This window comes from Pengzhenrongella phosphoraccumulans (assembly GCF_045689905.1).
Classification (GTDB): Bacteria; Actinomycetota; Actinomycetes; order Actinomycetales; family Cellulomonadaceae; genus Pengzhenrongella; species Pengzhenrongella phosphoraccumulans.
This window is the reverse complement of the sequence record NZ_CP144210.1, coordinates 1,654,753-1,675,954: the sequence shown is the minus strand read 5'-3', so window position 1 is coordinate 1,675,954 and position 21,202 is coordinate 1,654,753. Positions and strand designations below refer to the sequence as shown.

At 72.5% G+C, this 21,202-nt stretch carries 23 protein-coding genes and 3 tRNA genes; 18 read left to right on the top strand and 8 right to left on the bottom strand.

Going from position 1 to position 21,202, the window contains the following annotated elements; translation table 11 throughout:
- Positions 1-205: 205 nt before the first annotated feature.
- From purL to purM, 6 genes are all read left to right on the top strand, one after another.
- The gene (purL, locus tag VTA80_RS07800) at positions 206-2,560 is read left to right on the top strand and encodes a phosphoribosylformylglycinamidine synthase subunit PurL (RefSeq protein WP_407344823.1); all 2,355 of its coding nucleotides are present in this window, start codon (positions 206-208) and stop codon (positions 2,558-2,560) included.
- Positions 2,561-2,573: 13 nt separating this feature from the next.
- The gene (locus VTA80_RS07795; protein WP_407344822.1) at positions 2,574-3,455 is read left to right on the top strand and encodes a copper homeostasis protein CutC; all 882 of its coding nucleotides are present in this window, start codon (positions 2,574-2,576) and stop codon (positions 3,453-3,455) included.
- Positions 3,456-3,503: 48 nt separating this feature from the next.
- Entirely contained in the window at positions 3,504-3,908 is a 405-nt protein-coding gene (locus VTA80_RS07790; protein WP_407344821.1) for a sterol carrier family protein, read from the top strand.
- A 185-nt stretch (positions 3,909-4,093) separates the two neighbouring features.
- The gene (locus tag VTA80_RS07785; RefSeq protein WP_407344820.1) at positions 4,094-4,504 is read left to right on the top strand and encodes a histidine kinase; all 411 of its coding nucleotides are present in this window, start codon (positions 4,094-4,096) and stop codon (positions 4,502-4,504) included.
- Positions 4,505-4,603: 99 nt separating this feature from the next.
- Positions 4,604-6,151 carry an amidophosphoribosyltransferase gene (gene purF / locus VTA80_RS07780; RefSeq protein WP_407344819.1) on the top strand — a complete coding sequence of 516 codons (1,548 nt, stop codon included), beginning with the start codon at positions 4,604-4,606 and terminating at the stop codon, positions 6,149-6,151.
- A gap of 41 nt (positions 6,152-6,192) precedes the next feature.
- Positions 6,193-7,314 (top strand): phosphoribosylformylglycinamidine cyclo-ligase, encoded by a 1,122-nt coding sequence (purM, locus tag VTA80_RS07775; protein ID WP_407345725.1) that lies wholly within the window; start codon positions 6,193-6,195, stop codon positions 7,312-7,314.
- 88 nt (positions 7,315-7,402) lie between these two features.
- On the opposite strand, the gene VTA80_RS07770 is transcribed toward purM, so the two are convergent.
- On the bottom strand, positions 7,403-7,612 hold the full coding sequence (locus VTA80_RS07770) for a DUF3073 domain-containing protein (RefSeq protein ID WP_407344818.1): 210 nt from the start codon (positions 7,610-7,612) through the stop codon (positions 7,403-7,405).
- Between the two features lie 599 nt (positions 7,613-8,211).
- On the opposite strand from VTA80_RS07770, the gene VTA80_RS07765 reads away from it, so the two are divergent.
- The 4 genes from VTA80_RS07765 (at position 8,212) to VTA80_RS07750 (ending at position 11,781) form a co-directional block, all read left to right on the top strand.
- Positions 8,212-8,421: a BldC family transcriptional regulator gene (locus VTA80_RS07765; protein ID WP_407344817.1), complete on the top strand. Its 210-nt coding sequence runs from the start codon at positions 8,212-8,214 to the stop codon at positions 8,419-8,421.
- A 129-nt stretch (positions 8,422-8,550) separates the two neighbouring features.
- Complete coding sequence (locus VTA80_RS07760; protein ID WP_407344816.1) at positions 8,551-10,239, top strand: DNA-3-methyladenine glycosylase 2 family protein; 1,689 nt, start codon at positions 8,551-8,553, stop codon at positions 10,237-10,239.
- A 43-nt stretch (positions 10,240-10,282) separates the two neighbouring features.
- A complete protein-coding gene (locus tag VTA80_RS07755; RefSeq protein WP_407344815.1) occupies positions 10,283-10,852 on the top strand; it encodes a methylated-DNA--[protein]-cysteine S-methyltransferase in 570 nt (189 codons plus the stop codon).
- Positions 10,849-11,781, top strand: coding sequence for a DMT family transporter (locus VTA80_RS07750; protein WP_407344814.1), 933 nt, complete (start codon positions 10,849-10,851; stop codon positions 11,779-11,781). The genes VTA80_RS07755 and VTA80_RS07750 overlap by 4 nt, the downstream gene beginning before the upstream one ends.
- Here the strand turns inward: VTA80_RS07750 and VTA80_RS07745 are convergent.
- The 5 genes from VTA80_RS07745 to VTA80_RS07725 all read right to left on the bottom strand — a co-directional run bounded on the left by VTA80_RS07745 (position 11,756) and on the right by VTA80_RS07725 (position 12,994).
- Positions 11,756-12,064 carry a DUF3618 domain-containing protein gene (locus tag VTA80_RS07745; protein ID WP_407344813.1) on the bottom strand — a complete coding sequence of 103 codons (309 nt, stop codon included), beginning with the start codon at positions 12,062-12,064 and terminating at the stop codon, positions 11,756-11,758. The two genes, VTA80_RS07750 and VTA80_RS07745, sit on opposite strands and share 26 nt — an antisense overlap.
- A complete protein-coding gene (locus VTA80_RS07740) occupies positions 12,061-12,474 on the bottom strand; it encodes a phage holin family protein (RefSeq protein WP_407344812.1) in 414 nt (137 codons plus the stop codon). Before VTA80_RS07740 ends, VTA80_RS07745 begins: the two co-directional genes overlap by 4 nt.
- Before the next feature lie 206 nt (positions 12,475-12,680).
- Positions 12,681-12,756 (bottom strand) — tRNA-Phe (locus tag VTA80_RS07735).
- A 41-nt stretch (positions 12,757-12,797) separates the two neighbouring features.
- Positions 12,798-12,871, bottom strand: a tRNA-Asp gene (locus VTA80_RS07730).
- 50 nt (positions 12,872-12,921) lie between these two features.
- A tRNA-Glu gene (locus VTA80_RS07725) sits at positions 12,922-12,994 on the bottom strand.
- A 110-nt stretch (positions 12,995-13,104) separates the two neighbouring features.
- On the opposite strand from VTA80_RS07725, the gene VTA80_RS07720 reads away from it, so the two are divergent.
- On the top strand, positions 13,105-13,449 hold the full coding sequence (locus VTA80_RS07720; RefSeq protein WP_407344811.1) for a metallopeptidase family protein: 345 nt from the start codon (positions 13,105-13,107) through the stop codon (positions 13,447-13,449).
- A gap of 94 nt (positions 13,450-13,543) precedes the next feature.
- Positions 13,544-14,422: an LLM class flavin-dependent oxidoreductase gene (locus tag VTA80_RS07715; RefSeq protein WP_407344810.1), complete on the top strand. Its 879-nt coding sequence runs from the start codon at positions 13,544-13,546 to the stop codon at positions 14,420-14,422.
- 39 nt (positions 14,423-14,461) lie between these two features.
- On the opposite strand, the gene galE is transcribed toward VTA80_RS07715, so the two are convergent.
- Positions 14,462-15,439: a UDP-glucose 4-epimerase GalE gene (gene galE, locus VTA80_RS07710; RefSeq protein ID WP_407344809.1), complete on the bottom strand. Its 978-nt coding sequence runs from the start codon at positions 15,437-15,439 to the stop codon at positions 14,462-14,464.
- A gap of 88 nt (positions 15,440-15,527) precedes the next feature.
- Here galE and VTA80_RS07705 point away from each other — a divergent pair, with 88 nt between their 5' ends.
- Genes VTA80_RS07705 through VTA80_RS07680 form a run of 6 tightly spaced genes read left to right on the top strand, consistent with a single transcriptional unit; the run spans position 15,528 to position 20,853 of the window.
- A complete protein-coding gene (locus VTA80_RS07705; protein WP_407344808.1) occupies positions 15,528-16,688 on the top strand; it encodes a polyprenyl synthetase family protein in 1,161 nt (386 codons plus the stop codon).
- Positions 16,688-17,593 (top strand): phytoene/squalene synthase family protein, encoded by a 906-nt coding sequence (locus tag VTA80_RS07700; RefSeq protein ID WP_407344807.1) that lies wholly within the window; start codon positions 16,688-16,690, stop codon positions 17,591-17,593. The genes VTA80_RS07705 and VTA80_RS07700 overlap by 1 nt, the downstream gene beginning before the upstream one ends.
- Entirely contained in the window at positions 17,590-19,311 is a 1,722-nt protein-coding gene (crtI, locus tag VTA80_RS07695; protein ID WP_407344806.1) for a phytoene desaturase family protein, read from the top strand. The genes VTA80_RS07700 and crtI overlap by 4 nt, the downstream gene beginning before the upstream one ends.
- On the top strand, positions 19,308-19,667 hold the full coding sequence (locus tag VTA80_RS07690) for a lycopene cyclase domain-containing protein (protein WP_407344805.1): 360 nt from the start codon (positions 19,308-19,310) through the stop codon (positions 19,665-19,667). The genes crtI and VTA80_RS07690 overlap by 4 nt, the downstream gene beginning before the upstream one ends.
- On the top strand, positions 19,664-19,984 hold the full coding sequence (locus VTA80_RS07685) for a lycopene cyclase domain-containing protein (protein WP_407344804.1): 321 nt from the start codon (positions 19,664-19,666) through the stop codon (positions 19,982-19,984). Before VTA80_RS07690 ends, VTA80_RS07685 begins: the two co-directional genes overlap by 4 nt.
- Positions 19,981-20,853 (top strand): prenyltransferase, encoded by an 873-nt coding sequence (locus VTA80_RS07680; protein WP_407344803.1) that lies wholly within the window; start codon positions 19,981-19,983, stop codon positions 20,851-20,853. Before VTA80_RS07685 ends, VTA80_RS07680 begins: the two co-directional genes overlap by 4 nt.
- Before the next feature lies 1 nt (position 20,854).
- Here VTA80_RS07680 and VTA80_RS07675 read toward each other — a convergent pair whose 3' ends face one another.
- Positions 20,855-21,124, bottom strand: coding sequence for a GlsB/YeaQ/YmgE family stress response membrane protein (locus tag VTA80_RS07675; protein ID WP_407344802.1), 270 nt, complete (start codon positions 21,122-21,124; stop codon positions 20,855-20,857).
- Positions 21,125-21,202: the final 78 nt, after the last annotated feature.

Genomic DNA, 21,202 nt, shown 5'->3' with positions numbered 1-21,202 from the left:
CCGTCGTTGGTGGGAAGCGCTTTCATATGAGCAGGGTCACACGGATGTCAGTGAATGTCCAAATCGAGATCGAGTGACTACCAAAACGAGATCTAGAGATTCCCAAGAAGTCGTCAGCGGGCCGGTCCGGCGACCACCCGATCCAGCACCTCGTCGGCGCCGGTAACCTGAGGCGGTCTCCGGCAGACCACACGGCAGGGAATCGATGACCACCGCACCCGATCGCCCGTTCCTCGACACAGTTGCGCACGCGACGTCGACCCCCGAGGCTTCGCAGCCCTGGGCCGATCTCGGGCTCAAGCCCGACGAGTACCAGCGCATCCGCGACATCCTCGGTCGACGGCCCACCGCCGCCGAGCTCGCGATGTACTCGGTCATGTGGTCCGAGCACTGCTCGTACAAGTCGTCCAAGGTGCACCTCGCCCAGTTCGGCGAGAAGACCACCGACGCCATGCGCGAGCACCTGCTCGTCGGCATCGGCGAGAACGCTGGCGTCGTCGACATCGGTGACGGCTGGGCCGTGACGTTCAAGGTCGAGAGCCACAACCACCCGAGCTTCGTCGAGCCCTACCAGGGCGCCGCGACCGGCGTCGGCGGCATCGTCCGCGACATCATGGCCATGGGCGCGCGCCCGATCGCCGTCATGGACCAGCTGCGGTTCGGCGCGATCGACCACCCGGACACCCCGCGCGTCGTGCACGGGATCGTCTCCGGCGTCGGCGGGTACGGCAACAGCCTCGGGCTGCCGAACATCGGCGGCGAGCTCGTGTTCGACCCGTCGTACCAGGGCAACCCGCTGGTCAACGCGCTGTGCGTCGGGTCGATGCGGCACGAGGACATCCACCTCGCGAACGCGTCCGGCGTCGGCAACAAGATCGTCCTGTTCGGCGCCCGCACCGGCGGCGACGGCATCGGCGGCGTCTCGGTCCTCGCCTCGGAGACCTTCGACGAGCACGGGAAGTCGGCCGCGAAGCGACCCAGCGTCCAGGTTGGCGACCCGTTCCAGGAGAAGGTGCTCATCGAGTGCTGCCTGGAGCTGTTCGCGGCCAAGGTCGTCGAGGGCATCCAGGACCTCGGCGGTGCCGGGCTGTCGTGCGCGACCTCGGAGCTCGCGTCCGCCGGTGACGGCGGCATGCACGTCGACCTCGACCTCGTCCCGCTGCGCGACCCGTCGCTGCGCGCCGAGGAGATCCTCATGTCCGAGTCGCAGGAACGCATGATGGCGGTGGTTCGCCCCGACCTGCTCGACGCGTTCCTCGCGATCACCCGCAAGTGGGACGTCGAGACCGCCATCCTCGGTGAGGTCACCGAGACCGGCCGCCTGGTCATCGACTTCAAGGGCGAAACCGTGGTCGACGTGCCGCCGCGCACGGTCGCGCACGACGGCCCCGTCTACAACCGCCCCTACGCGCGCCCGTCCTGGCAGGACGGCCTCGCGGCCGACACCGTCGACGCCGCGGGCCTGCTGCGACCGGAGACCCCGGCCGAGCTGCGGGCCACGCTGCTCGCGCTGCTCGCCTCGCCGAACCTCGCCTCCAAGGCCTGGGTGACCGACCAGTACGACCGCTACGTCCAGGGCAACACCAAGCTCGCCCAGCCTGACGACGGCGGCGTCGTCCGCGTCGACGAGGTCACGGGTCTCGGCGTCGCGCTGTCGACCGATGCGAACGGTCGCTACACCAAGCTCGACCCGTACACCGGCGCGCAGCTCGCGCTCGCCGAGTCCTACCGCAACGTGGCCTCGACCGGCGCGCGGCCACTCGCGGTCACGGACTGCCTGAACTTCGGTTCGCCGGAGGACCCTGACGCGATGTGGCAGTTCGCCGAGGCCGTCCGCGGCCTGGCGGACGGCTGCCAGTTCCTCGGCATCCCGGTCACCGGCGGCAACGTCTCGCTCTACAACGGCACCGGCGGGGCGGGCAAGATCGACTCGTCGATCCACCCGACCCCCGTCGTCGGCGTCCTCGGCGTGCTCGACGACGTGGCGCGCGCGACCAGCTCCGGCTGGACCGCGGCGGGTCTGACGGTCTATCTGCTCGGCGTCACGCGGGCCGAGCTCGACGGTTCGGCCTGGGCCGACGTCGCGCACTCCCACCTCGGCGGCGTGCCGCCTCGCGTCGACCTGGCCGCCGAGCGCACGCTGGCCGAGATCCTCATCAACGCCTCGCGGGACCACCTCATCGACGCCGCGCACGACCTGTCGGAGGGCGGCCTCGCGCAGGCGCTCGTCGAGTCGTCGCTGCGGTTCCGCACCGGCGTGCGCGTGAGCCTGGACGCGCTGTGTGCCCGCGACGGCGTCACGCCGTTCGAGGCCCTGTTCTCCGAGTCGACGGCGCGTGCGATCGTGGCCGTGCCCCGCTCCGAGGAGGTCCGGTTCCAGGACCTGTGCGGCGCCCGCAGCTTCCCGCTGCTCAAGCTCGGCGTCACCGCCGACACCCCGCTGGCGATGGCCGACGACGACGCGCCCGCGCCAGCCGTCGAGATCACCGGGCTGTTCACGGTTCCGCTCGCCGAGGCGCGCGCGGTCTCGGACGCGACGCTACCGAGGTACTTCGGATGAACGGGTGTCCGGCATGACCGAGCCCGAGGCCGCCTACGTGCCCCTCGCCGTGACGCGCGGCGAGGTTCCGCTGCCCTACGGCGCACCCGATGCCGACGCGGGCGCCGAGGTCGCCGCGCCCGGCTCGGCCGAAGAGGCCGTGCCGCGCAACACCGTGACCTGGGTCCTGGTGCCGCAGCCCCAGATCGAGATCGCGGTGCAGGACATCGCCGGCGTGTGCATCGCGCAGGCTGCCGGCGCGGACCGGGTCGAGCTGTGCGTGGCCCTCGGCGAGACGGGTGGGCTCACACCCCCGATCGGGCTGATCGAGGCGGCCGTGGCGATCGGGTTGCCGGTGCACACCCTCATCCGCACGCGGCCGGGCGGGTTCACCTACGACGCCGTCGAGCTCGACGTGCTGGTCCGCGACGTGCGGGCCGCGGTGCGCGCGGGTGCGGCGGGCGTCGTCGTCGGCGCGCTGACGGGCTGCGGCGACGTGGACGAGGACGCGATCCGGGCGCTCGTCGAGGCTGCGGACGGCGCGACTGTGACGTTTCACCGCGCGTTCGACGTCGTCGCGACCCCGCTGACCGCGCTCGACCAGCTCGCCGACCTCGGCGTCACGCGCGTGCTCACCTCGGGCGGTGCGGCGCGCGCGATCGACGGCCGGGTCGGGCTCAAGGTTGCCGCCGCGCACGCGCTCGCGACCGGGGGCCGCGTGCAGATCATGGCCGGCGGCCGGATCCGGACGCCGCACATCGGCGCGCTGCTCGTCACCGGCATCGACGCCGTCCACCTCTCGGCTCGCCGTGCGGTCACCGAGCCGGGCCCGGCCGGTCCGGGCGGCGGCACCGGCAGCTACGACGAGACCGACGCCGGCATGGTCCGCGCCGCCGTCCGAGCCGCCCGCGCCTGACGGGCGTCCCCTGCGCCCCCTCACCGGTGGGGCGCTTAGCCTGGACTCATGCCCCCCCGCCGCCGTACCGATCCCGCTGACGGGCGCGCGGCACTCGCCGTGTGGCGGGCGGATCCCGAGGGCGCGCCGCGTGCGGCCGTGCGCACCGCCGTGCGGTTCACGCTCGAGGAGCTGGCCGACGTGGCTCCTGGGCACGCCGTCGAGGTGCGCGTTCCGCCGGACGGTGCCGTCCAGGCGATCGAGGGACCGCGGCACACGCGCGGGACGCCGCCGAACGTGGTGGAGACCGACCCGCAGACCTGGCTCGCGCTGGCGTGCGGCCTGGTGAGCTGGGCGGACGCCGTCGGGCAGGGGAAGGTCTCCGCCTCGGGGGACCGCGCGAACCTGGCGGCGAACCTGCCCCTCCAGGCCGCCCGGAACCGCGACCTCCCGCCCCACGGCGGGCGCGAGTAGCCCGCTGGTTCACTTCCGTCCGCGCGGAGCGGGTGACCTGGGTGGCTGGTGAGGCTCGTGTGCAAGCCAGTTCGGCTTCGTCGGACTCCCCTGCCGCATGCTCCGCGCGGAGGAACGGGGTACGGCGCGAACCGGAGGTCGGTGCGGCCGTCGCGGGCGGGGGCCGTCGCGTAGCGTTGGCCGACGTGAGCAGCCAGGATCCCGCCCCGACGCCCGACAGCACCCCGGCAACGCACGACGCAGCGGCCACCCACGGGGTCGCGCGCCCGGCAGGCGACCTCGGGCGCCCTGCCGACGATGTCGCGCGCACGCCCGAGCGGGAGAGCACGCCGGTGGCCGAGGCTGCCGTCGTGCGGCACGCGCCGAGGTTCGCGGCGTTCGTCCGCACCGGCGTGCTGCTCGGTGCGGTGATCGGTGTGCTCGCGGCGGCGCTGACGCCGGCGAGCCCGGGCTCGCCGCGGTCGGCCGTGATCGCGCTGACCGCGCTCGCGCTCGCCGTCCTGGGCGCGATCGTGGGGGCAGGGCTCGCCGTGCTTGCCGACCGGCGGAGTCAGCGCCGGGTCGACCGAGCAGCCGGGGACGGCCCCTCCTCCTGACGGGACCTAGCGGACGGGCCATTGCGGACGAGGGCCCTGCTGACGGGTCCCCGGCGGCGCCTTTCCTGACCGCCCGGCGGCCTGTGCAACCATTGACCCGTGGCCCCCCGCGGAGACGGACTTCTTTCACACGACCTCCTACCCGGCGAGAAGGGCCCGCAGGATGCCTGCGGGGTCTTCGGCGTCTGGGCACCCGGCGAGGAGGTGGCCAAGCTCGCGTACTTCGGTCTGTACGCGCTGCAGCATCGCGGACAGGAGTCCGCCGGCATAGCCACGTCCAACGGGGAGCAGCTGCTCGTCTACAAGGACATGGGCCTCGTGTCCCAGGTGTTCGACGAGACGGCGCTCAACGCGCTGACCGGCTACCTGGCGATCGGGCACACGCGCTACTCCACGACCGGCGCGAGCACCTGGGAGAACGCGCAGCCCACGCTCGGCGCGACGGCCGGGGGCACGATCGCCCTCGCCCACAACGGCAACCTCACGAACACCGCCGAGCTCGTCGACCTCGTCGCCGAGCGGTACGGCGCGCAGCGGCGCGGCGAGCTCGCCCGCGGCAACACGACCGACACCGCCCTCGTGACCGCGCTGCTCGCCGGCGATCCGGACCACACCCTCGAGATGACCGCGCTCGAGGTCCTGCCGCGCCTGCGCGGCGCGTTCTCGCTCGTCTTCATGGACGAGCACACGCTGTACGCCGCGCGTGACCCGCAGGGTGTGCACCCGCTCGTGCTCGGTCGGCTCGAACGCGGCTGGGTCGTCGCGAGCGAGACCGCGGCGCTCGACATCGTCGGCGCATCGTTCGTGCGCGAGGTCGATCCGGGCGAGCTCATCTGCGTCGACGCCGACGGCCTGCGCAGCCAGAAGTTCGCCAAGGTCGAGCGCGCCGGCTGCGTCTTCGAGTACGTCTACCTCGCGCGGCCAGACACGTCGATCGCCGGCCGGTCGGTGCACTCCTCGCGGGTCGAGATGGGCCGCCAGCTGGCCCGGGAGTTCCCGGTCGAGGCCGACATCGTCATCCCGGTCCCCGAGTCCGGCACGCCGGCCGCGGTCGGCTACGCCGCGGAGTCCGGCATCCGGTTCGCGCAGGGCCTGACGAAGAACGCCTACGTCGGACGCACGTTCATCCAACCGTCCCAGACGCTGCGCCAGCTCGGCATCCGGCTCAAGCTCAACCCGCTGCGCGAGGTCATCCGGGGCCAGCGGATCGTTGTCGTCGATGACTCGATCGTGCGTGGCAACACCCAGCGCGCCCTGATCCGGATGCTGCGCGAGGCCGGCGCCGCGGAGGTGCACGTGCGCATCTCGTCGCCGCCCGTGAAGTGGCCGTGCTTCTACGGCATCGACTTCGCCTCGCGGGCCGAGCTGATCGCGACCGGCCTCACGCCGGCCGAGGTCGGCGCCTCGCTCGGCGCGGACTCGCTCGGCTACATCTCGCTCGAGGGCATGGTCGCCGCCACTGAGCAGCCCGTCGCCCAGCTGTGCACGGCGTGCTTCACCGGCTCGTACCCGATCGAGCTGCCACCCTCGGCGTCGCTCGGCAAGCATCTGCTCGAGCAGAGCGAGCTCCCGCTCGGGGCACCCGAGGACGGCCTGCGCACGCTCCTGCCGACGACCGGTGGCGCGACCGCGCTCGAGCAGCCGTGAGCGCCGACCGCACGTCCGACGCCGCAGTGCCTGATTTCGCAGTGCCCGACGGCGCCTCGAGCGCCGGCCTCACCTACGCCGCCGCGGGCGTCGACACCGCCGCGGGCGATCGCGCCGTCGAGCTGATGAAGGCGGCCGTCGCCCGTACGCACGGACCGCAGGTGCTCGGCGGAGCCGGCGGTTTCGCCGGGCTCTTCGACGCGAGCTCGCTCAAGGCGTATGACCGGCCGCTGCTCGCCTCCTCGACGGACGGCGTCGGCACCAAGGTCGCGATCGCGCAGGCGCTCGACATCCACGACACGATCGGCTTCGACCTGGTCGGCATGGTGGTCGACGACGTCGTGGTGTGCGGCGCCACGCCGCTCGTCATGACCGACTACATCGCGTGCGGTCGGGTGGTCCCGGAGCGGATCGCCGACATCGTCCGCGGCATCGCCGCCGCCTGCGAGGTCGCCGGCGTCGCGCTCGTGGGCGGCGAGACGGCGGAGCACCCCGGGCTGCTGGCCCCGGACGAGTACGACGTGGCCGGTGCGGCGGTCGGCGTCGTCGAGGCCGCGGACCTGCTCGGTCCGGCCAAGGTGCACGACGGCGACGTCGTCGTCGCGATCGCGTCGTCCGGGCTGCACTCGAACGGCTTCTCGCTCGTCCGCAAGGTCATCGAGGTGGCCGGGTGGAAGCTCGACCGGGACGTGCCGGAGTTCGGGCGCACGCTCGGCGAGGAGCTGCTCGTGCCGACGCGCGTGTACTCGGCCGATCTCCTCGGCCTGGCCCAGGACGCTGCCGCGCAGGTGCACGCGTACAGCCACATCACCGGTGGCGGGCTGGCCGCGAACCTGGCCCGCGTGCTCCCGGTGGGTCTGACCGCGACCGTGGACCGTTCGACCTGGACCGTCCCGGCAGTCTTCGACGTCGTGCGCGGGCTCGGCGGCGTGCCATGGAGCGACCTCGAGGCGACGCTGAACCTGGGCGTCGGCATGGTCGCCGTCGTCGGTGCGGACGGGGTCGATGCCGCGCTGCGTCATCTCGCTACGTGCGGGCTGTCGGCCTGGGTGCTCGGCACCATCGGGGTCGACGACGGCGGCGTGGGCGCGCACATCGTGCGCGGGACCAAGGGCGTGCACGGCGGGGCCGTGCACATGACGGGCTCCTACCGGACGACGTAAGAAGGACCCGGCCTACGAGGCCGGGTCTGGGGGAGCCGATGCGGGAGAAGGCCTGCACCCGGGTCGCACGAGGCGACCCGGGGGGACATCAACGTTCGTCCGTGGCCCATCGCGTATACGTGTCGGGATCGACCTCGTCGTTCGCGTCTGCTGGAGGCCTCCGCGTACCGGTCGCTAGATCGGTACGGCCCGGCGACGTGAGCTCTTGCTCGAGAGCTCGGTAGTTGGTGTCAGGACTGTAGTACTTCAGGTCCCGAGCAACCTTCGTCTGCTTTGCCTTCTGACGGCCGCGCCCCATGGCACCGACCCCCTTAACGTAGAAGCGGGGCTGGCTCGTGCGTACACGCGCGGCCCCGGGGTGCTGGATAAATGTCTGTTCCTGGTGAACTTTACATGGTCCCCGGCTATTCCGACCACTGACTCGGACGGGCGCCCTGCGTCGGGCCCCCGGTGTCGCCCGACTGGGTCAGTTCGGGCGATGCCAGCGCCCGACGATCGCCGTCAGCCGGTGGGACCGCGCGAGTGGTGCGCGTTTTCGCTCCGGATCTGCTCCGTGGCCGGTTCTCGGCAGGACGGCCATCTCGCATAATGGACAAAGTTCCGCTGAAAGCGAACACGTGCGGCGGCAGGGGTTTGCTCGGATTCGCCACAGACCACCTGTCTGCGGGTCTTTGTCCCGGTAAGAGCGGTTTTTTCCACGGCTCACAGGTCGCGCACAGGCGCCTCGGGGGGGGTCTTAGGACCTAGGTCCTCCTGCCCCACATCGGTGGATTTGGTACACCTGTAGGTATGACTTTTCCTCCGGGCGACACTTCCGGGACTTCCGGAACCCCCGTTGGTAGCTCGAGTCGTGACCCGATCGAACCCAGCGCGGCCCCTGATCACCTGGAGAAACACATGTCGTCCCACGTCCCCGACTCGGAGTCCCTGCTCACCCCGTCGGAGGTCGCGACCCTCTTCCGTGTCGACCCGAAGACGGTCACGCGCTGGGCCAAGGCCGGCAAGCTCTCCTCGATCCGCACCCTCGGCGGCCACCGCCGCTACCACGAGCTCGAGGTGCGCAACCTTCTCAACGGGATCCCCCAGCAGCGCCCGCTCGACGCCTGACACTCATCTTCGTCCGGGCGCCACGCCCCGACGCCGGTGTCAGCCATAGGAGTCTGACTCGGACCCGGCCCTCGCTGCCGTGTCCGAAAACCGCAAGCCGGGCCACCGGTCGAGCCTGAGAATAGGGACGTGACACTGTCCCCCACCTCGGCCGGTTGGTCCGACCATCACGTCGCATGGCCAGACGATCGCGCCGCCTACCGCGCGATCAGCGGGCGAGACCCCCGGTTCGACGGCCGGCTGTTCGTCGGGGTGCTCTCGACGGGCATCTACTGCCGCCCCTCGTGCCCGGCGCGGACGCCCCGACCGGAGAACTGCCGGTACTACCCCGCCGCGGCCGCCGCCGTCGCCGCCGGGTTCCGCGCCTGCCGCCGGTGCCGACCGGATGCGCTGCCCGGGTCCCGGGACTGGGACAGCCGCGGTGACCTGGCCGCTCGTGCGCTGCGGGCGATCGGAGACGGAGCCATCGACTCCGACGGGGTCGAGGGTCTCGCGCTGCGCCTGCACGTCAGCCCGCGGCACCTGCACCGCGTCCTGGTCGCCGAGATCGGTGCGTCGCCGCTCCAGCTCGCGCGTACTCGCCGCGCGCAGCTCGCCCGCATGCTGCTCGACCAGACCGAGCTGTCGATGATCGACGTCGCGTTCGCGGCCGGGTTCGCGAGCCTGCGGCAGTTCAACGACGTGATGCGGACCGAGTTCGGCGCGCCGCCGTCGAGCCTGCGGCGCCACCCGACGGGTCCAGCGGGCCGGGACGATGGCGGGCGCACACCCGTCGACGGGGCCGTGCTCACGCTGCGCCTGCGCCACCTGCTGCCGTACGACGCCGCGAGCTGGTTCGCCCACACCGCCGGCCGCGCGATCCCGGGCCTCGAGCTCGTTGACGGAGCACCCGGCACCGGCGGCGCAGTAGGGCTCCCGGCAATCACAAAATTGCTCGCCGCGCCCGGCGGAGCGGCCCGCGTGACGGTCTCCTTCGGGGGGCCAGGGGAGATCCTCGCCCGGCTCCAGCTGGCCGACCTCGCCGACCTGGCGGGGGTGGTGGTCCGGCTCCGACGCTGGTTGGACCTGGACGCCGACCCGCAGCTCGTCGACGGCGCGCTCGTGTCGGACCCCGGGCTGGCGTCCCTCGTGACCGCCCGCCCCGGGCTGCGAATCCCGGGCACGACGGACCCGTTCGAGCTCGCGGTCCGGGCCGTGCTCGGCCAGCAGGTCTCCGTCGCGGGCGCCCGAACCCTCGCCGGGCGCCTCGTCGCTGCGCACGGCACTCCGGAGCGCGGCACTTCGGAGCAGAGCGGCCCAGTGCAGAGCGGCCCAGGGCAGAGCAGCTCGCGTGGTTCGGGTCCGGGCCTGCTCCTCTTCCCGTCCGCCGCGACCCTCGCCGCGGCAGGTCCCGACCGGTTGCGCGAGATCGGCCTGACGGGGTCCCGCGCCGCGACGCTCGCCGGGCTCGCGGCGGCGGTCGCGGGCGGTCTGTCGCTCGCGCCCGACGCCGACCGCGGCCAGGTCCGTGTCGCGCTGCTCGCGCTGCCGGGCATCGGGCCGTGGACCGCGGACTACATCGCGCTGCGCGCCCTGGGTGATCCGGACGTCTTCCCCGCCGGCGACCTGGTGCTGCGCAAGGCGCTGGCCGGGCTGCCGGGCGGCGTCGGGCAGGCGGTCGATGTGGCGACGGCGACGGCCCGGGCGGCCGGGTGGCGACCCTGGCGCGGGTATGCCGCCCAGCACCTGTGGTCGGCATGGGCCGGCCGGGCACCCGGGGGCGCCCCGTCCGAAAACCGCGAGCAGGCGGCGACGAGTTCGGGGGAGGATGTCGGGTGAGCGGCCGGACGCACGGCCGCCAGCCCTCGACCGGAGCCCCCCGATGAACACCCTGCCCCTGACCGCCACGGCCGTGCCGACCCCGGCCGGGCCGCTCGCAGTCGTCGTGACCCCCGAGGACGCCGTCGTGCGCGGCGCGGGCTTCGAGTCCGTCGACCGCACCATCGCCCGCCTCCCGGCCGAGCTCGGCGAGCGGGGCGTGCGCACGCTCAGCCTCGAGGACGCGACCCAGGAGCCGTCGCTGGCCGCCGTCGTCGCGGCCGTCCAGCGGTACGCGGCGGGCGACGTGGACGCGCTGGATGCGATCCCGGCGGAGCAGCCGGGCGCGCCCTTCTTCCAGGCCGTGTGGACCGCCATGCGCGCGATCCCGGCCGGGCGGACGGCGTCGTACGCGGAGCTCGCCGCCAGCGCGGGCCGCCCGGCGGCCGTGCGTGCGGCCGGCGGGGCCTGCGCCCGCAACCGGCTCGCGCCGTTCGTCCCGTGCCACCGCGTGCTGCGCACCGGCGGCGGGCTCGGCGGCTACTTCTACGGGCTCGCGACCAAGCGCGCCCTGCTCGCGCACGAGGGCGCCGTCGTCGGACCCGACCGGGTCGCGGCGAGCGACGCCCGATGACGTCGGGCGCGACCCGCGGCTGGCTCGGTCCCTACCTCGTCCTCGCGCTGCTGTGGGGCTGCAGCTTCCTGTTCATCGCGATCGCGCTGCGGTCGTTCGCCCCGACCCAGGTCGCGTTCGGGCGGATCCTGATCGGCTTCGCGCTGCTCGTGGTCATCGTCGTGGTGCGCCGCGAGAGTGTGCGGATCTCCCGGGCACGGCTCGTGGACCTCGTGATCGTCGGGGCCGTGATGACGGCGGGGCCGTTCGTGCTGTTCGCGCTCGCCGAGCAGCGGGTGAGCTCGGTGCTCGCCGGGCTCGTGAACGCGACGACCCCGCTGTTCACCGCCATGTTCGTGGCGATCCTGATCCCGCACGAGCGACCCGACCGGGTGCAGCTGGTCGGGATCGGGGTGGGGTTCGCCGGGATCGCGGTGCTGCTCGGGGTGTGGAACCCGGGGGCGATCGACGTGCTCGGCGGGCTCATGCTCGTCGGCGCGACGCTCTGCTACGGCTTCGGTAACGCCTGGAGCCGCCGTCGGCTCACCGGGATCGGGCTGTCGCCGGTCACGCTGCCCGCCGTCCAGCTCGCCGTCGGCACGGTGCTGCTCGCGCCGTTCGCGCTGTCCTCGCCGCTGGTCGCGCCGGTCGCGCTCGGCCCGGCGCTCGCGCTCGCGGCGCTCGGGCTCGGCGGTACGGGGCTGGCATTCCTCCTGTACTGGCGCGTGATGGAGGTCGCCGGCGCGACCGTCACCGCGAGCGTCACCTACGTGATCCCACTGGTGTCGACCACGCTCGGCGTGCTCGTGCTGCACGAGGACCTGCACTGGTACGAGCCGGTCGGGGGCGTCGTCGTGCTCGCCGGGGTCGCGTTGACCCAGTGGGGCGCTGCCCGACGGCGACCGGCGTTCGCCCGCGCGGGCGTCAGCGCCGGCGAGCCACCGCGCTGATCAGGGTGACGACCCCGGCGACGCCGAGCGCTCCCAGCCCGAGGAGCTTGCGGGCGTGGTTGCGGGCGGCGGACGACGTGCTGGGATCCGTGCCGGCGTCGTGAACGAGCTGCTTGGCGTGCGTGACGGTCTCCGTCACCCGGACGCGGGGATCGAGGCGCTCGGTCAGCTCGTCGATCGTGGCGGCGAGGTCGGCACGGTTGCGCTCGAGGCGCGCCTCGATCTCGTCCGGGGTCGGGGCCGGCGTGGGCTTCGGCGTGGCATCTGACGTGGGGCTCGTCATGAGCGCAGTCCCTTCTTGATCATGGTGACGTCCTTGTTGACGTTCTCGGCGGCGCGGACGGTCGTCGACGCGCTGTCGAGCGACCGCTTGCCGACAGCCGCGAGGATCCCCGCGAGCAGGAGCAGCACGATCGCGACGATCAGGGCCGCGAGCCAGGCCGGCACCACGTTGGCGAGGCCGAGGATCGCCGTCGTGATGAGCACCCCGACGGCGAAGAAGACGAGCACCCCGGCGCCGGCGAACAGCCCGATGCCGATCCCGCTGGCCTTGGCCTTCGCGGAGATCTCTGCCTTGGCGAGCTCGATCTCGCCGCGCACCAGGTCGGAGGTCTGCGCCGACAACCGGCTGAAGAGCTCCCCGACGGACGGGCGACCCCCGGAGCCCGGCGTCGTCCACTGAGTGTCGTCCACGGCCAACCACATCCTTTGATCATCGTTGCAGCCAGGTCAGCGCCTCGACGCTGGCCCAGGGTCGGTTCTGTCGTCCGCACCTAGTCTGTCGGGCGCGCGCGCGGCGTGCGGCCGGTTCGGCGGAGTGTCGCCCGTCGGGCACAACGCAACAGCCCGTCGGGCACAACGCAACAGCCCCGCCAGAGGATCCGGGCGGGGCTGTGAACTGGTGGCCACGGGCGGGTTCGAACCGCCGACCTTCCGATTTTCAGTCGGACGCTCTACCAACTGAGCTACATGGCCACAACGACTGCGCCCGGTCTTGTGGACCGGGCGCATGTCAGCGACCCCGACGGGACTCGAACCCGCGACCTCCGCCGTGACAGGGCGGCGCGCTAACCAACTGCGCTACGGGGCCTTGTGTGTACACAAGGTACCTGGAAAACCAACAACTTTCGTACGTGTACGTACCCCCAACGGGATTCGAACCCGTGCTACCGCCGTGAAAGGGCGGGGTCCTAGGCCGCTAGACGATGGGGGCTAGACAACGCCCTGACGTCTGAGGCGTCGTGAGACCTCGCAAATCATAGGTCAGATTCTGGAGAGAACCAAAGCGGGGCCGGGCAGGGCAGGATGTAAGGCGTGGTGACGATGTCGCGCAGTGACTTTGAGGACGCCGTCCGGGACGCGCTGGACGAGATTCCCGGCGAGCTCGCGGCGCAGATGGACAACGTCGTGGTGCTGGTCGAGGACGATCCGCCGGCCGACGATCCGGACCTGCTCGGCGTGTACGAGGGCGTTCCGCTGACCGAGCGCGACGACTCGTGGGCCATGGGGGCGCTGCCCGACCGGATCACGATCTTCCGTCGGCCCACCTTGTCGATGTGCGAGACGAGGGCCGAGGTGGTCGAGGAGGTCCTCATCACTGTGGTCCACGAGATCGCCCACCACTTCGGCATCGACGACGACCGCCTCCACGCCTTGGGCTGGAGCTGACCCGAGCCCCCGTTGCACTCCCGGGTAGTTTGGGCGCATGGGTTCAGGCGGGGTTCGGTTCGGGGTCGTGCTTCTGCCACAGGACCGGTGGGCGGTGGCACGCGAGAAGTGGCAACGCGCCGAGGAGTACGGGTTCGACCACGCGTGGACGTACGACCACCTCGCCTGGCGGACGCTGGTCGACGAGCCGTGGTTCGCCACGGTGCCGCTGCTCGCGGCCGCCGCCGCGGTCACGACGCGGATCAAGCTCGGCACCTGGGTCGCGAGCCCGAACTACCGCCACCCGGTGCCGTTCGCGAAGGACGTCATGGGGCTCGACGACATCAGCTCCGGCCGCCTGCTGCTCGGGATCGGCGCGGGCGGGACCGGGGTCGACTCGCAGGTCATGGGCCCGGCGCAGACCGCGCGCGACCGCACCAAGCGGTTCGCCGAGTTCACCGCGCTGCTCGACCTGCTCCTCACGAGCCCGGTCACCGAGCACGTCGGGGAGTTCTACGAGGCGCACGGCGCCCGGATGTTCCCGGGCTGCGTGCAGCGCCCGCGGGTGCCGTTCGTGGTCGCGGCCAACGGCCCGCGCGCCATGGCTCTCGCGGCGCGGTACGGCCAAGGGTGGACCACGTTCGGCCCGACGTTCGCGGACGACGACGTCGCGTCGTCGCCCGCCCAGGCCCAGGAGCGCTGGTGGGCGGGGTTGGCGACCATGGTCGACCAGTTCGAGACGGCGGTGGCCGACGTCGATCGCGATCCGCGGACGATCGACCGGTACCTCAACCTCGACGGGGCGCCCGTGTACTCCCTCGACTCGTACGCCACCCTCGCCGAGGGGACGGCCCGAGCGGCCGCGCTCGGCTTCACGGACGTCGTCGTGCACTGGCCGCGGGCGGACGGGATCTACGCGGGCTCGGAAGCCGTGCTCGAGGAGATGGCCACGCGCCTGCCGGAGCTCCGGGGCGACGTCCTCCCCGCGAACTGAGCATGCAGCGTCCCGCCCGGTGCTGGGCGGGGGCGGCAGCTAGGCGGGGGTCGGCGTCGTGCTGGCCTGGCGGGCCTCCCACGCGCTGGCGACCATGTCGCGCAGCGTGTGCCGCATCTTCCAGTTGAGGTCGCGCGCGGCGAGCTCGCCCGAGGCGACGATGCGGTCCGGGTCGCCGGGGCGGCGCGGGCCGATCTCGGGGGTGAACTCGATCCCGGTGACCTCAGCCATCGCGGTCATGATCTCGCGCACCGAGATGCCGTCGCCGCTGCCGAGGTTGTAGACCGGCTCGAGGGGGTTGCCCGCGGCGAGCGTCTGGGCGGCCGCGACGTGCGAGAGCGCGAGGTCGGCGACGTGGATGTAGTCCCGGACGCACGTGCCGTCGGGGGTGTCGTAGTCGGTGCCGTTGATCCGCGGCGTGCGGCCGGCGACGAGCGCCTCCAGCACGAGCGGGAACAGGTTGTGCGGGCTGGTGTCGAACAGCTCCGGGGTGCCCGAGCCGACCACGTTGAAGTACCGCAGCGACGTGTGCCGCAGCCCGACGGCGACCTCCTGGTCGCGCAGCAGCCACTCCCCGATGAGCTTGCTCTCGCCGTAGGGCGACTCCGGGTCGGTCTGGGTCGCCTCCGTCACCAGGTCGGTGCGGGGGGTGCCGTACGTGGCGGCGCTCGACGAGAACACCATCGCGTCCACGCCCTCGGCGGCCATCGCCTCGAGCACGGACACCGTGCCGGTCACGTTCTGCTGGTAGGTATGGAGCGGTCGGGTCACGCTCACGCCGGCGTACTTGAAGCCCGCGACGTGCACGACGCCGGTGATCTGGTGCTCGGCGATCGTCTGGCGCACCAGCGCGGTGTCCAGGATCGAGCCCCGCACGAACGGCACGTCCGGCGGCACGAACTCGGCGAAACCGCTCGACAGGTCGTCCAGGACGACGGTCTGCAGGCCGACCTCCGCGAACGCGCGCACCACGTGCGACCCGATGTACCCCGCCCCGCCAGTCACCAGCCATGTCATGGTGAGGAGTTTACGCAAAGGGTGGAACCACTCTTCGTCGCGGGAATTGCTCAGTATGCTGAGCATTCGCCAGGGACAGGGGTTAGGGATGGTCGACGCAGCACGCTCCGTGAGCTCGAGTGGCGTCCGTGCGGGCGTCGTCGACCTCGCGACGACGTCGGCCGGGTCTGTCCCGCCCACGCCCGCCCACCGGCTCGCGCTCGACATCGAGGCGGGCCTGGAGACGACCCTGGCGGTCTTGAACCGCCACCTGCGCCAGGGGCGCGGCGATGCCGAGGCGATGGCTCCGGCGTACGGCGCCCTGTGGGCCGCGCTCGCGGACCAGGTCGGTGGCGGCAAGCTGCTGCGCCCGCGCCTGACGCTGGCCGCCTACCTCGGCTTCGGGGGGACCGACCTCGACGGCGTCGCCCCGATCGCGGCCGCTCAGGAGCTGCTGCACACCGCGATGGTGGTGCACGACGACGTCCTCGACCACGACGAGATGCGGCGCGGGCGGCCCAACCTCGCTGGCGCGCGCCGTGCGGAGCTGGCCGCGGCCGGCGTCGTCGGGAAGGCGGCCGAGGACCAGGTCCTGGCCGCTGCCCTGCTCGGCGGAGACCTTGCCCTGACGGGCGCCTTCGACCTCGTCGCGAGCGCGCCGATCGCCCCCGAACTGCGGCTGGGTGCGGTCGGGCTGCTCGTGCGCAGCGTGACGACGACCGTCGGCGGGGAGCTGCTCGACATCGCCGCGGAGCTCACCGGCCCGCTGCACGTCGACGCGATCCTCATCGCCGAGCTCAAGACCGCCGCGTACACGTGCAGCGGGCCGCTGGTGGTCGGTGGGCTCCTCGCGGGCGCTGACGCGGCCTCCCGCGCGCAGCTCGACCGCTTCGGCACGACCCTCGGCGTCGCGTTCCAGCTGATCGACGACGAGCTCGGCGTCTTCGGCGACCCGGACCAGACCGGCAAGTCCGTGCTTTCCGACATCCGCGAGGGCAAGCGCACCGAGCTGTTGCGGCTCAGCTACCTCCTGGCCGACGCCGAGGGGCGGGCCGTGCTCGACCGGCACGTCGGGGACCCCGACCTGGACGACGACGGCGCCGCTCGGGTCCGGGCGGTCATGGCTGACAGCGGGGCGCTCGACCGCACGCGGGGGATCGCTGCGGGCGCCGCGCGCACGGCCCGCCAGACGGCTCAGCTGCACCTGCCGCGCGACCTGGCGGACTACCTGTGCGCGCTCGTCGACGACCTCGCCGGCCGGGACGCCTGATGGCGCCAGACACGGGCGCCGCGCTCTACGACGAGACAGCGGCGCGGGCGAGCGGCGTCGTGCTGTCCGGGTACTCCACCTCGTTCGGACTCGGCACGAAGCTGCTGGGCGCGCGCGCCCGCCGCGGGATCGAAGCGGTGTACGCGCTGGTGCGCATCGCGGACGAGATCGTCGACACCCGGCGGGGCACGGACGCCGGCGCGCTGCTCGACGAGCTCGAGGCGCAGACCGCGCGCGCCCTGGAGTCCGGGTACTCGACGAACCTCGTGGTGCACGCGTTCGCGCGGACCGCGGCGCAGGTCGGCATCGGCCACCCGGAGATCGACCCGTTCTTCGCCTCGATGCGGATGGACCTCACGGTCGTGGTGCACGACCAGGAGAGCTATGAGCGGTACGTCTACGGTTCGGCGGAGGTGATCGGGTTGATGTGCCTCGCCGTGTTCCTCGACGCCGTGCGTCGCCCGGGCGACCCGGTCCCCGTGCCCGACGCACGGCTGCGGGCCGGCGCCCAGGCGCTCGGAGCCGCGTTCCAGAAGATCAACTTCCTGCGCGACCTCGGTGCCGACTACGGCGAGCTCGGGCGCAGCTACTTCCCCGGGGTCACGCCGAGCACGCTCGACCAGGCGAGCCTGGACGCGATCCTCGCCGAGATCGCCGCGGACATCGCCACGGCGCGGGCCTCCCTGCCGGGGTTGCCCCGGCGGGCGCGGTGGGCCGTGGCCTCGACGCTCGGCCTGTACGACCGGCTCACCACGGAGCTGGCCGCGACGGAGCCCGCGGAGCTGCTCGCGCGGCGCGTGCGGGTGCCAGGACCGATCAAGCTCGCGATCGTCGCGCGCTCGGTCGGCAATGAGATCGCCAGTGAGATCGCCCACGAGGCGCGAACAACGAGGGGCACGGCATGACCGACGACCTGACCGACCGCGTGACCGATGACCTGACCGACGCACCGGCGGACGGCGACGGGCGCCGCGTCGTCGTCGTCGGCGGTGGGATCGGCGGGCTCGCCACGGCGGCCCTGCTCGCCCGCGGTGGGGCGCACGTCACGCTGCTGGAGCGGCACGAGCGCCTGGGCGGCCGGTTCGGCACGATCGAGATCGACGGGTTCCGGTTCGACACCGGCCCGTCCTGGTACTTCATGCCCGAGGTGTTCGCGCACTTCTTCGCGCTGTTCGGCGAGGACATCGAGGACCACCTCGACCTCGAGCGGCTCGACCCCGCCTACCGCGTGTTCTACGAGCCGACGCCGGGCGAACCCGCGCGGACGCTCGACGTCGGCGCGGACGCCGAGGCCAACTGGGCCCGCTTCGACGCGCTCGAGCCGGGCGCCGGGGAGCGGATCCGCGAGTACGCGGCGAGCGCGACCGACGCGTACCGCATGGCCGTCGACCACTTCCTCTACACGACCTTCGCGCGCCCCGACAAGGTGCTCGGGCTCGACATCCTGCGCCGCCTGCCGGAGCTGCGGCAGCTGCTGTCCGAGACGCTGGCCGAACGGGTCGCCCGCACCGTGCAGGATCCGCGCCTGCGGCAGGTGCTGAGCTATCACGCGGTGTTCCTCGGCTCCTCGCCGTACCGCGTGCCCGGGCTCTACACGCTCATGAGCCACCTCGACCTGGTCGACGGCGTCCGCTTCCCGCGCGGCGGGATGTACACGATCATCCAGGCGATCGAGCGGCTCGCGGTGGCGGCCGGCGTCGAGATCCGCACCGGGTGCGAGGTCACCGCGATCGAGGTCGAGCCCGCCAAGCGCACCGCCCACGCCCTTCGCCGCACCGGCCTGGCCCGGGGCGTGCGCCTCGCGACGGGCGAGGTGGTGCCGGCCGACGTCGTCGTCTCCGGTGCCGACCTGCACCACACCGAGACGGTGCTGCTCGACCCGGCGTACTGCAACCTGCCCGAGAAGTCGTGGGAGAAGCGTGGGCCGGGGATCTCATCGCTGCTGATCATGCTCGGCGTGCGCGGCGAGCTGCCCGAGCTGCCGCACCACTCGCTGTTCTTCACGAACGACTGGCCGGGCAACTTCGAGGCCCTGCTCGGTCACGGCACCACGAGCCCGGTCGAGGACCTCCGGGTGCCGCAGGAGGGGTCGATCTACGTCTCGCGCACCTCGGCCACGGACGCCGACGCCGCCCCGCCCGGGCACGAGAACCTGTTCATCCTCGTGCCGTTCCCGGCCGATCCGTCGCTGGGTGCGGGCGCCGAGGGGCGCGCCGCGCTCGAGGCGCACGCGGACCGGTTCATCGACCAGGTGGGTAGCTGGGCGGGCGTGCCCGACCTGCGCGACCGCGTGGTCACGCGCCGCGTCTACGGCCCGTCCGACTTCGTCGACGACTTCTCCGCGTGGCGCGGCACCGCCCTCGGGATGGAGCACACCCTGCTCCAGAGCGCGCTGTTCCGGCCGGGCAACGTGTCACCGAAGGTGCCGAACCTGCTCTACGTGGGCGGCGGCACGATCCCCGGCGTCGGCCTGCCGATGTGCCTGATCAGCGCGGAGCTGGTGGCCAAACGGCTGCTCGGCGAGACGTCGTCGCACGCCCTGCCGACGCCGCTGCGCCCCGGCTTCCTGGACGCCTCGCGCGCACCGGACGCGTGGCCGGCGGCGGCGCGGGAAGCTCGATGATCGGACTGACGTACCTCGGTGCGCTGCTCGTCTCGCTCGGCGGCCTGGCGGTGCTCGACCGGCGCTTCCGGCTCGCGTTCTGGGCCGACTGGCGCCGGACGCTCGCGTGCCTGGGGATCGGCCTCGTGCTCTTCCTGGCGTGGGACGTCGCGGGGCTCGCGCTGGGCATCTTCGCCCGCGGGGAGAACCCGTACATGACGGGGCTGGTGCTCGCGCCCGAGCTGCCCGTCGAGGAGGCGTTCTTCCTGGTGCTGCTCTGCTACAACGCGCTGCTCGTGTGGTGCGCGCTGGACCGTCGAGCGGCTCGAGCCACGGGTCGGACCCCGTCTGGCGCGACGGGGGGCGGCGCGCGATGACCAACGCGATCCTCAACCTCGTCGTGCTCGTGGTGGTGGCACTGGTGCTCGCGCCACGCCTGCGCGGGCTGCGCCGCGGCCCGCTGGTGTGGACCGCGGTGATCATGGTGGCGCTCACGGTGGTGTTCGACTCGGCGATGATCACGGCCGGCCTCGTGAGCTACGCGCCGGACAAGATCCTGGGCGTGAAGGTCTGGGCCGCTCCGATCGAGGACTTCGCCTACGCGCTCGTCGCGGCCCTGCTGATGCCGGCGCTGTGGACGACCTTCCGCGACCGTGCCTCGCGCTCCGCGCAGGCCCGCAAGGCCGAGCGATGAAGCAGATCATCGCCGCGTCCCGGCCGTTCTCCTGGATCAACACCGCGTACCCGTTCGCCGCCGGCTACCTGCTTGCAACGGGCGGGCGGATCGACACCGCGCTCGTGGTCGGCACGATCTACTTCCTGTTCCCCTACAACCTGCTGATGTACGGCATCAACGACGTGTTCGACTACGCGTCCGACCTGCTCAACCCCCGCAAGGGCGGGATCGAGGGTGCGCTCGCGGAGCCGGCGACGGCGCGCGTCGTGCACCGGCGGATCCTGTGGGCGTGCGCGGTGACGAACATCCCGCTGCTGGTGTGGCTGTTCGCGCTCGGCGATGCCGCCGCGGCGGCCACCCTCGTCTTGGTCGTCTTCCTGGTGATCGCGTACTCCGCGCCGAAGCTGCGGTTCAAGGAACGTCCGGTCATCGACTCCGCGACCTCGGCCATGCACTTCGTGGGCCCGCTGCTCTACGCGCTCGTGCTGACGGGGACCGACCTGTCGGCGCGCACGGCATGGCCCGTCCTGGTCGCGTTCTTCGCCTGGGGGATGGGCTCGCACGCGTTCGGCGCCGTGCAGGACGTCCGGGCGGACCGCGAGGGCCGGATCGCCTCGGTCGCGACCGTGCTCGGGGCGCACCCGACGGTGGTCGCCGCGACCGCGGCGTACCTGGTCGCGTCAGCCGTGCTGCTCCTCGTGCCGTGGCCCGGCGTGCTCGCCGCCGTGCTGCCGCTGCCCTACGCGGTGAACACCGCCTCGTTCTGGTCGGTGCGCGACGACGACTGCGAGCGCGCCAACCGCGGGTGGCGGCGCTTCCTGTGGCTCAACCTCGTCACCGGGTTTCTCGTGACGATGCTGCTGATCGCGGTCGCGGTGTCGTCTTAGTTCAGCTTGACGCGGACGTGCGCTTGCCGAGCAGCTGAGCGGCGAACGTCACGCCGACGACGGCCAGGACGACCTGGATGGCGAGCTCGATCCAGTCGATCCCCCAGGTGTCGGCCACGCCGAGCAGGCGGGCCAGCGCGGTGCCCAGCAGGGCCGCGATGATGCCGACGATGATCGTGACGAGCACCGAGATGTTCTGCCGGCCGCGGGCGAACAGGCGGCCGAGGGCACCGATGAAGGCGCCGACGAAGATGGCGGAGACGATGGCCATGGTGGATCGAGCTCCTTAGGTCGGGGTGGTTGAGACCACAAGAAGTTAGTCGCCGGTGCTTGCTCCCGCATCTGGGCG

Coding starts and splice junctions, on each gene's coding strand:
- purL (WP_407344823.1), top strand. CDS start 206: ATGACCACCGCACCCGATCGCCCGTTCCTCGACACAGTTGCGCACGCG.
- VTA80_RS07795 (WP_407344822.1), top strand. CDS start 2,574: ATGACCGAGCCCGAGGCCGCCTACGTGCCCCTCGCCGTGACGCGCGGC.
- VTA80_RS07790 (WP_407344821.1), top strand. CDS start 3,504: ATGCCCCCCCGCCGCCGTACCGATCCCGCTGACGGGCGCGCGGCACTC.
- VTA80_RS07770 (WP_407344818.1), bottom strand. CDS start 7,612: ATGGGGCGCGGCCGTCAGAAGGCAAAGCAGACGAAGGTTGCTCGGGAC.
- VTA80_RS07765 (WP_407344817.1), top strand. CDS start 8,212: ATGTCGTCCCACGTCCCCGACTCGGAGTCCCTGCTCACCCCGTCGGAG.
- VTA80_RS07755 (WP_407344815.1), top strand. CDS start 10,283: ATGAACACCCTGCCCCTGACCGCCACGGCCGTGCCGACCCCGGCCGGG.
- VTA80_RS07750 (WP_407344814.1), top strand. CDS start 10,849: ATGACGTCGGGCGCGACCCGCGGCTGGCTCGGTCCCTACCTCGTCCTC.
- VTA80_RS07745 (WP_407344813.1), bottom strand. CDS start 12,064: ATGACGAGCCCCACGTCAGATGCCACGCCGAAGCCCACGCCGGCCCCG.
- VTA80_RS07720 (WP_407344811.1), top strand. CDS start 13,105: ATGTCGCGCAGTGACTTTGAGGACGCCGTCCGGGACGCGCTGGACGAG.
- galE (WP_407344809.1), bottom strand. CDS start 15,439: ATGACATGGCTGGTGACTGGCGGGGCGGGGTACATCGGGTCGCACGTG.
- VTA80_RS07705 (WP_407344808.1), top strand. CDS start 15,528: ATGGTCGACGCAGCACGCTCCGTGAGCTCGAGTGGCGTCCGTGCGGGC.
- VTA80_RS07700 (WP_407344807.1), top strand. CDS start 16,688: ATGGCGCCAGACACGGGCGCCGCGCTCTACGACGAGACAGCGGCGCGG.
- crtI (WP_407344806.1), top strand. CDS start 17,590: ATGACCGACGACCTGACCGACCGCGTGACCGATGACCTGACCGACGCA.
- VTA80_RS07690 (WP_407344805.1), top strand. CDS start 19,308: ATGATCGGACTGACGTACCTCGGTGCGCTGCTCGTCTCGCTCGGCGGC.
- VTA80_RS07685 (WP_407344804.1), top strand. CDS start 19,664: ATGACCAACGCGATCCTCAACCTCGTCGTGCTCGTGGTGGTGGCACTG.
- VTA80_RS07680 (WP_407344803.1), top strand. CDS start 19,981: ATGAAGCAGATCATCGCCGCGTCCCGGCCGTTCTCCTGGATCAACACC.
- VTA80_RS07675 (WP_407344802.1), bottom strand. CDS start 21,124: ATGGCCATCGTCTCCGCCATCTTCGTCGGCGCCTTCATCGGTGCCCTC.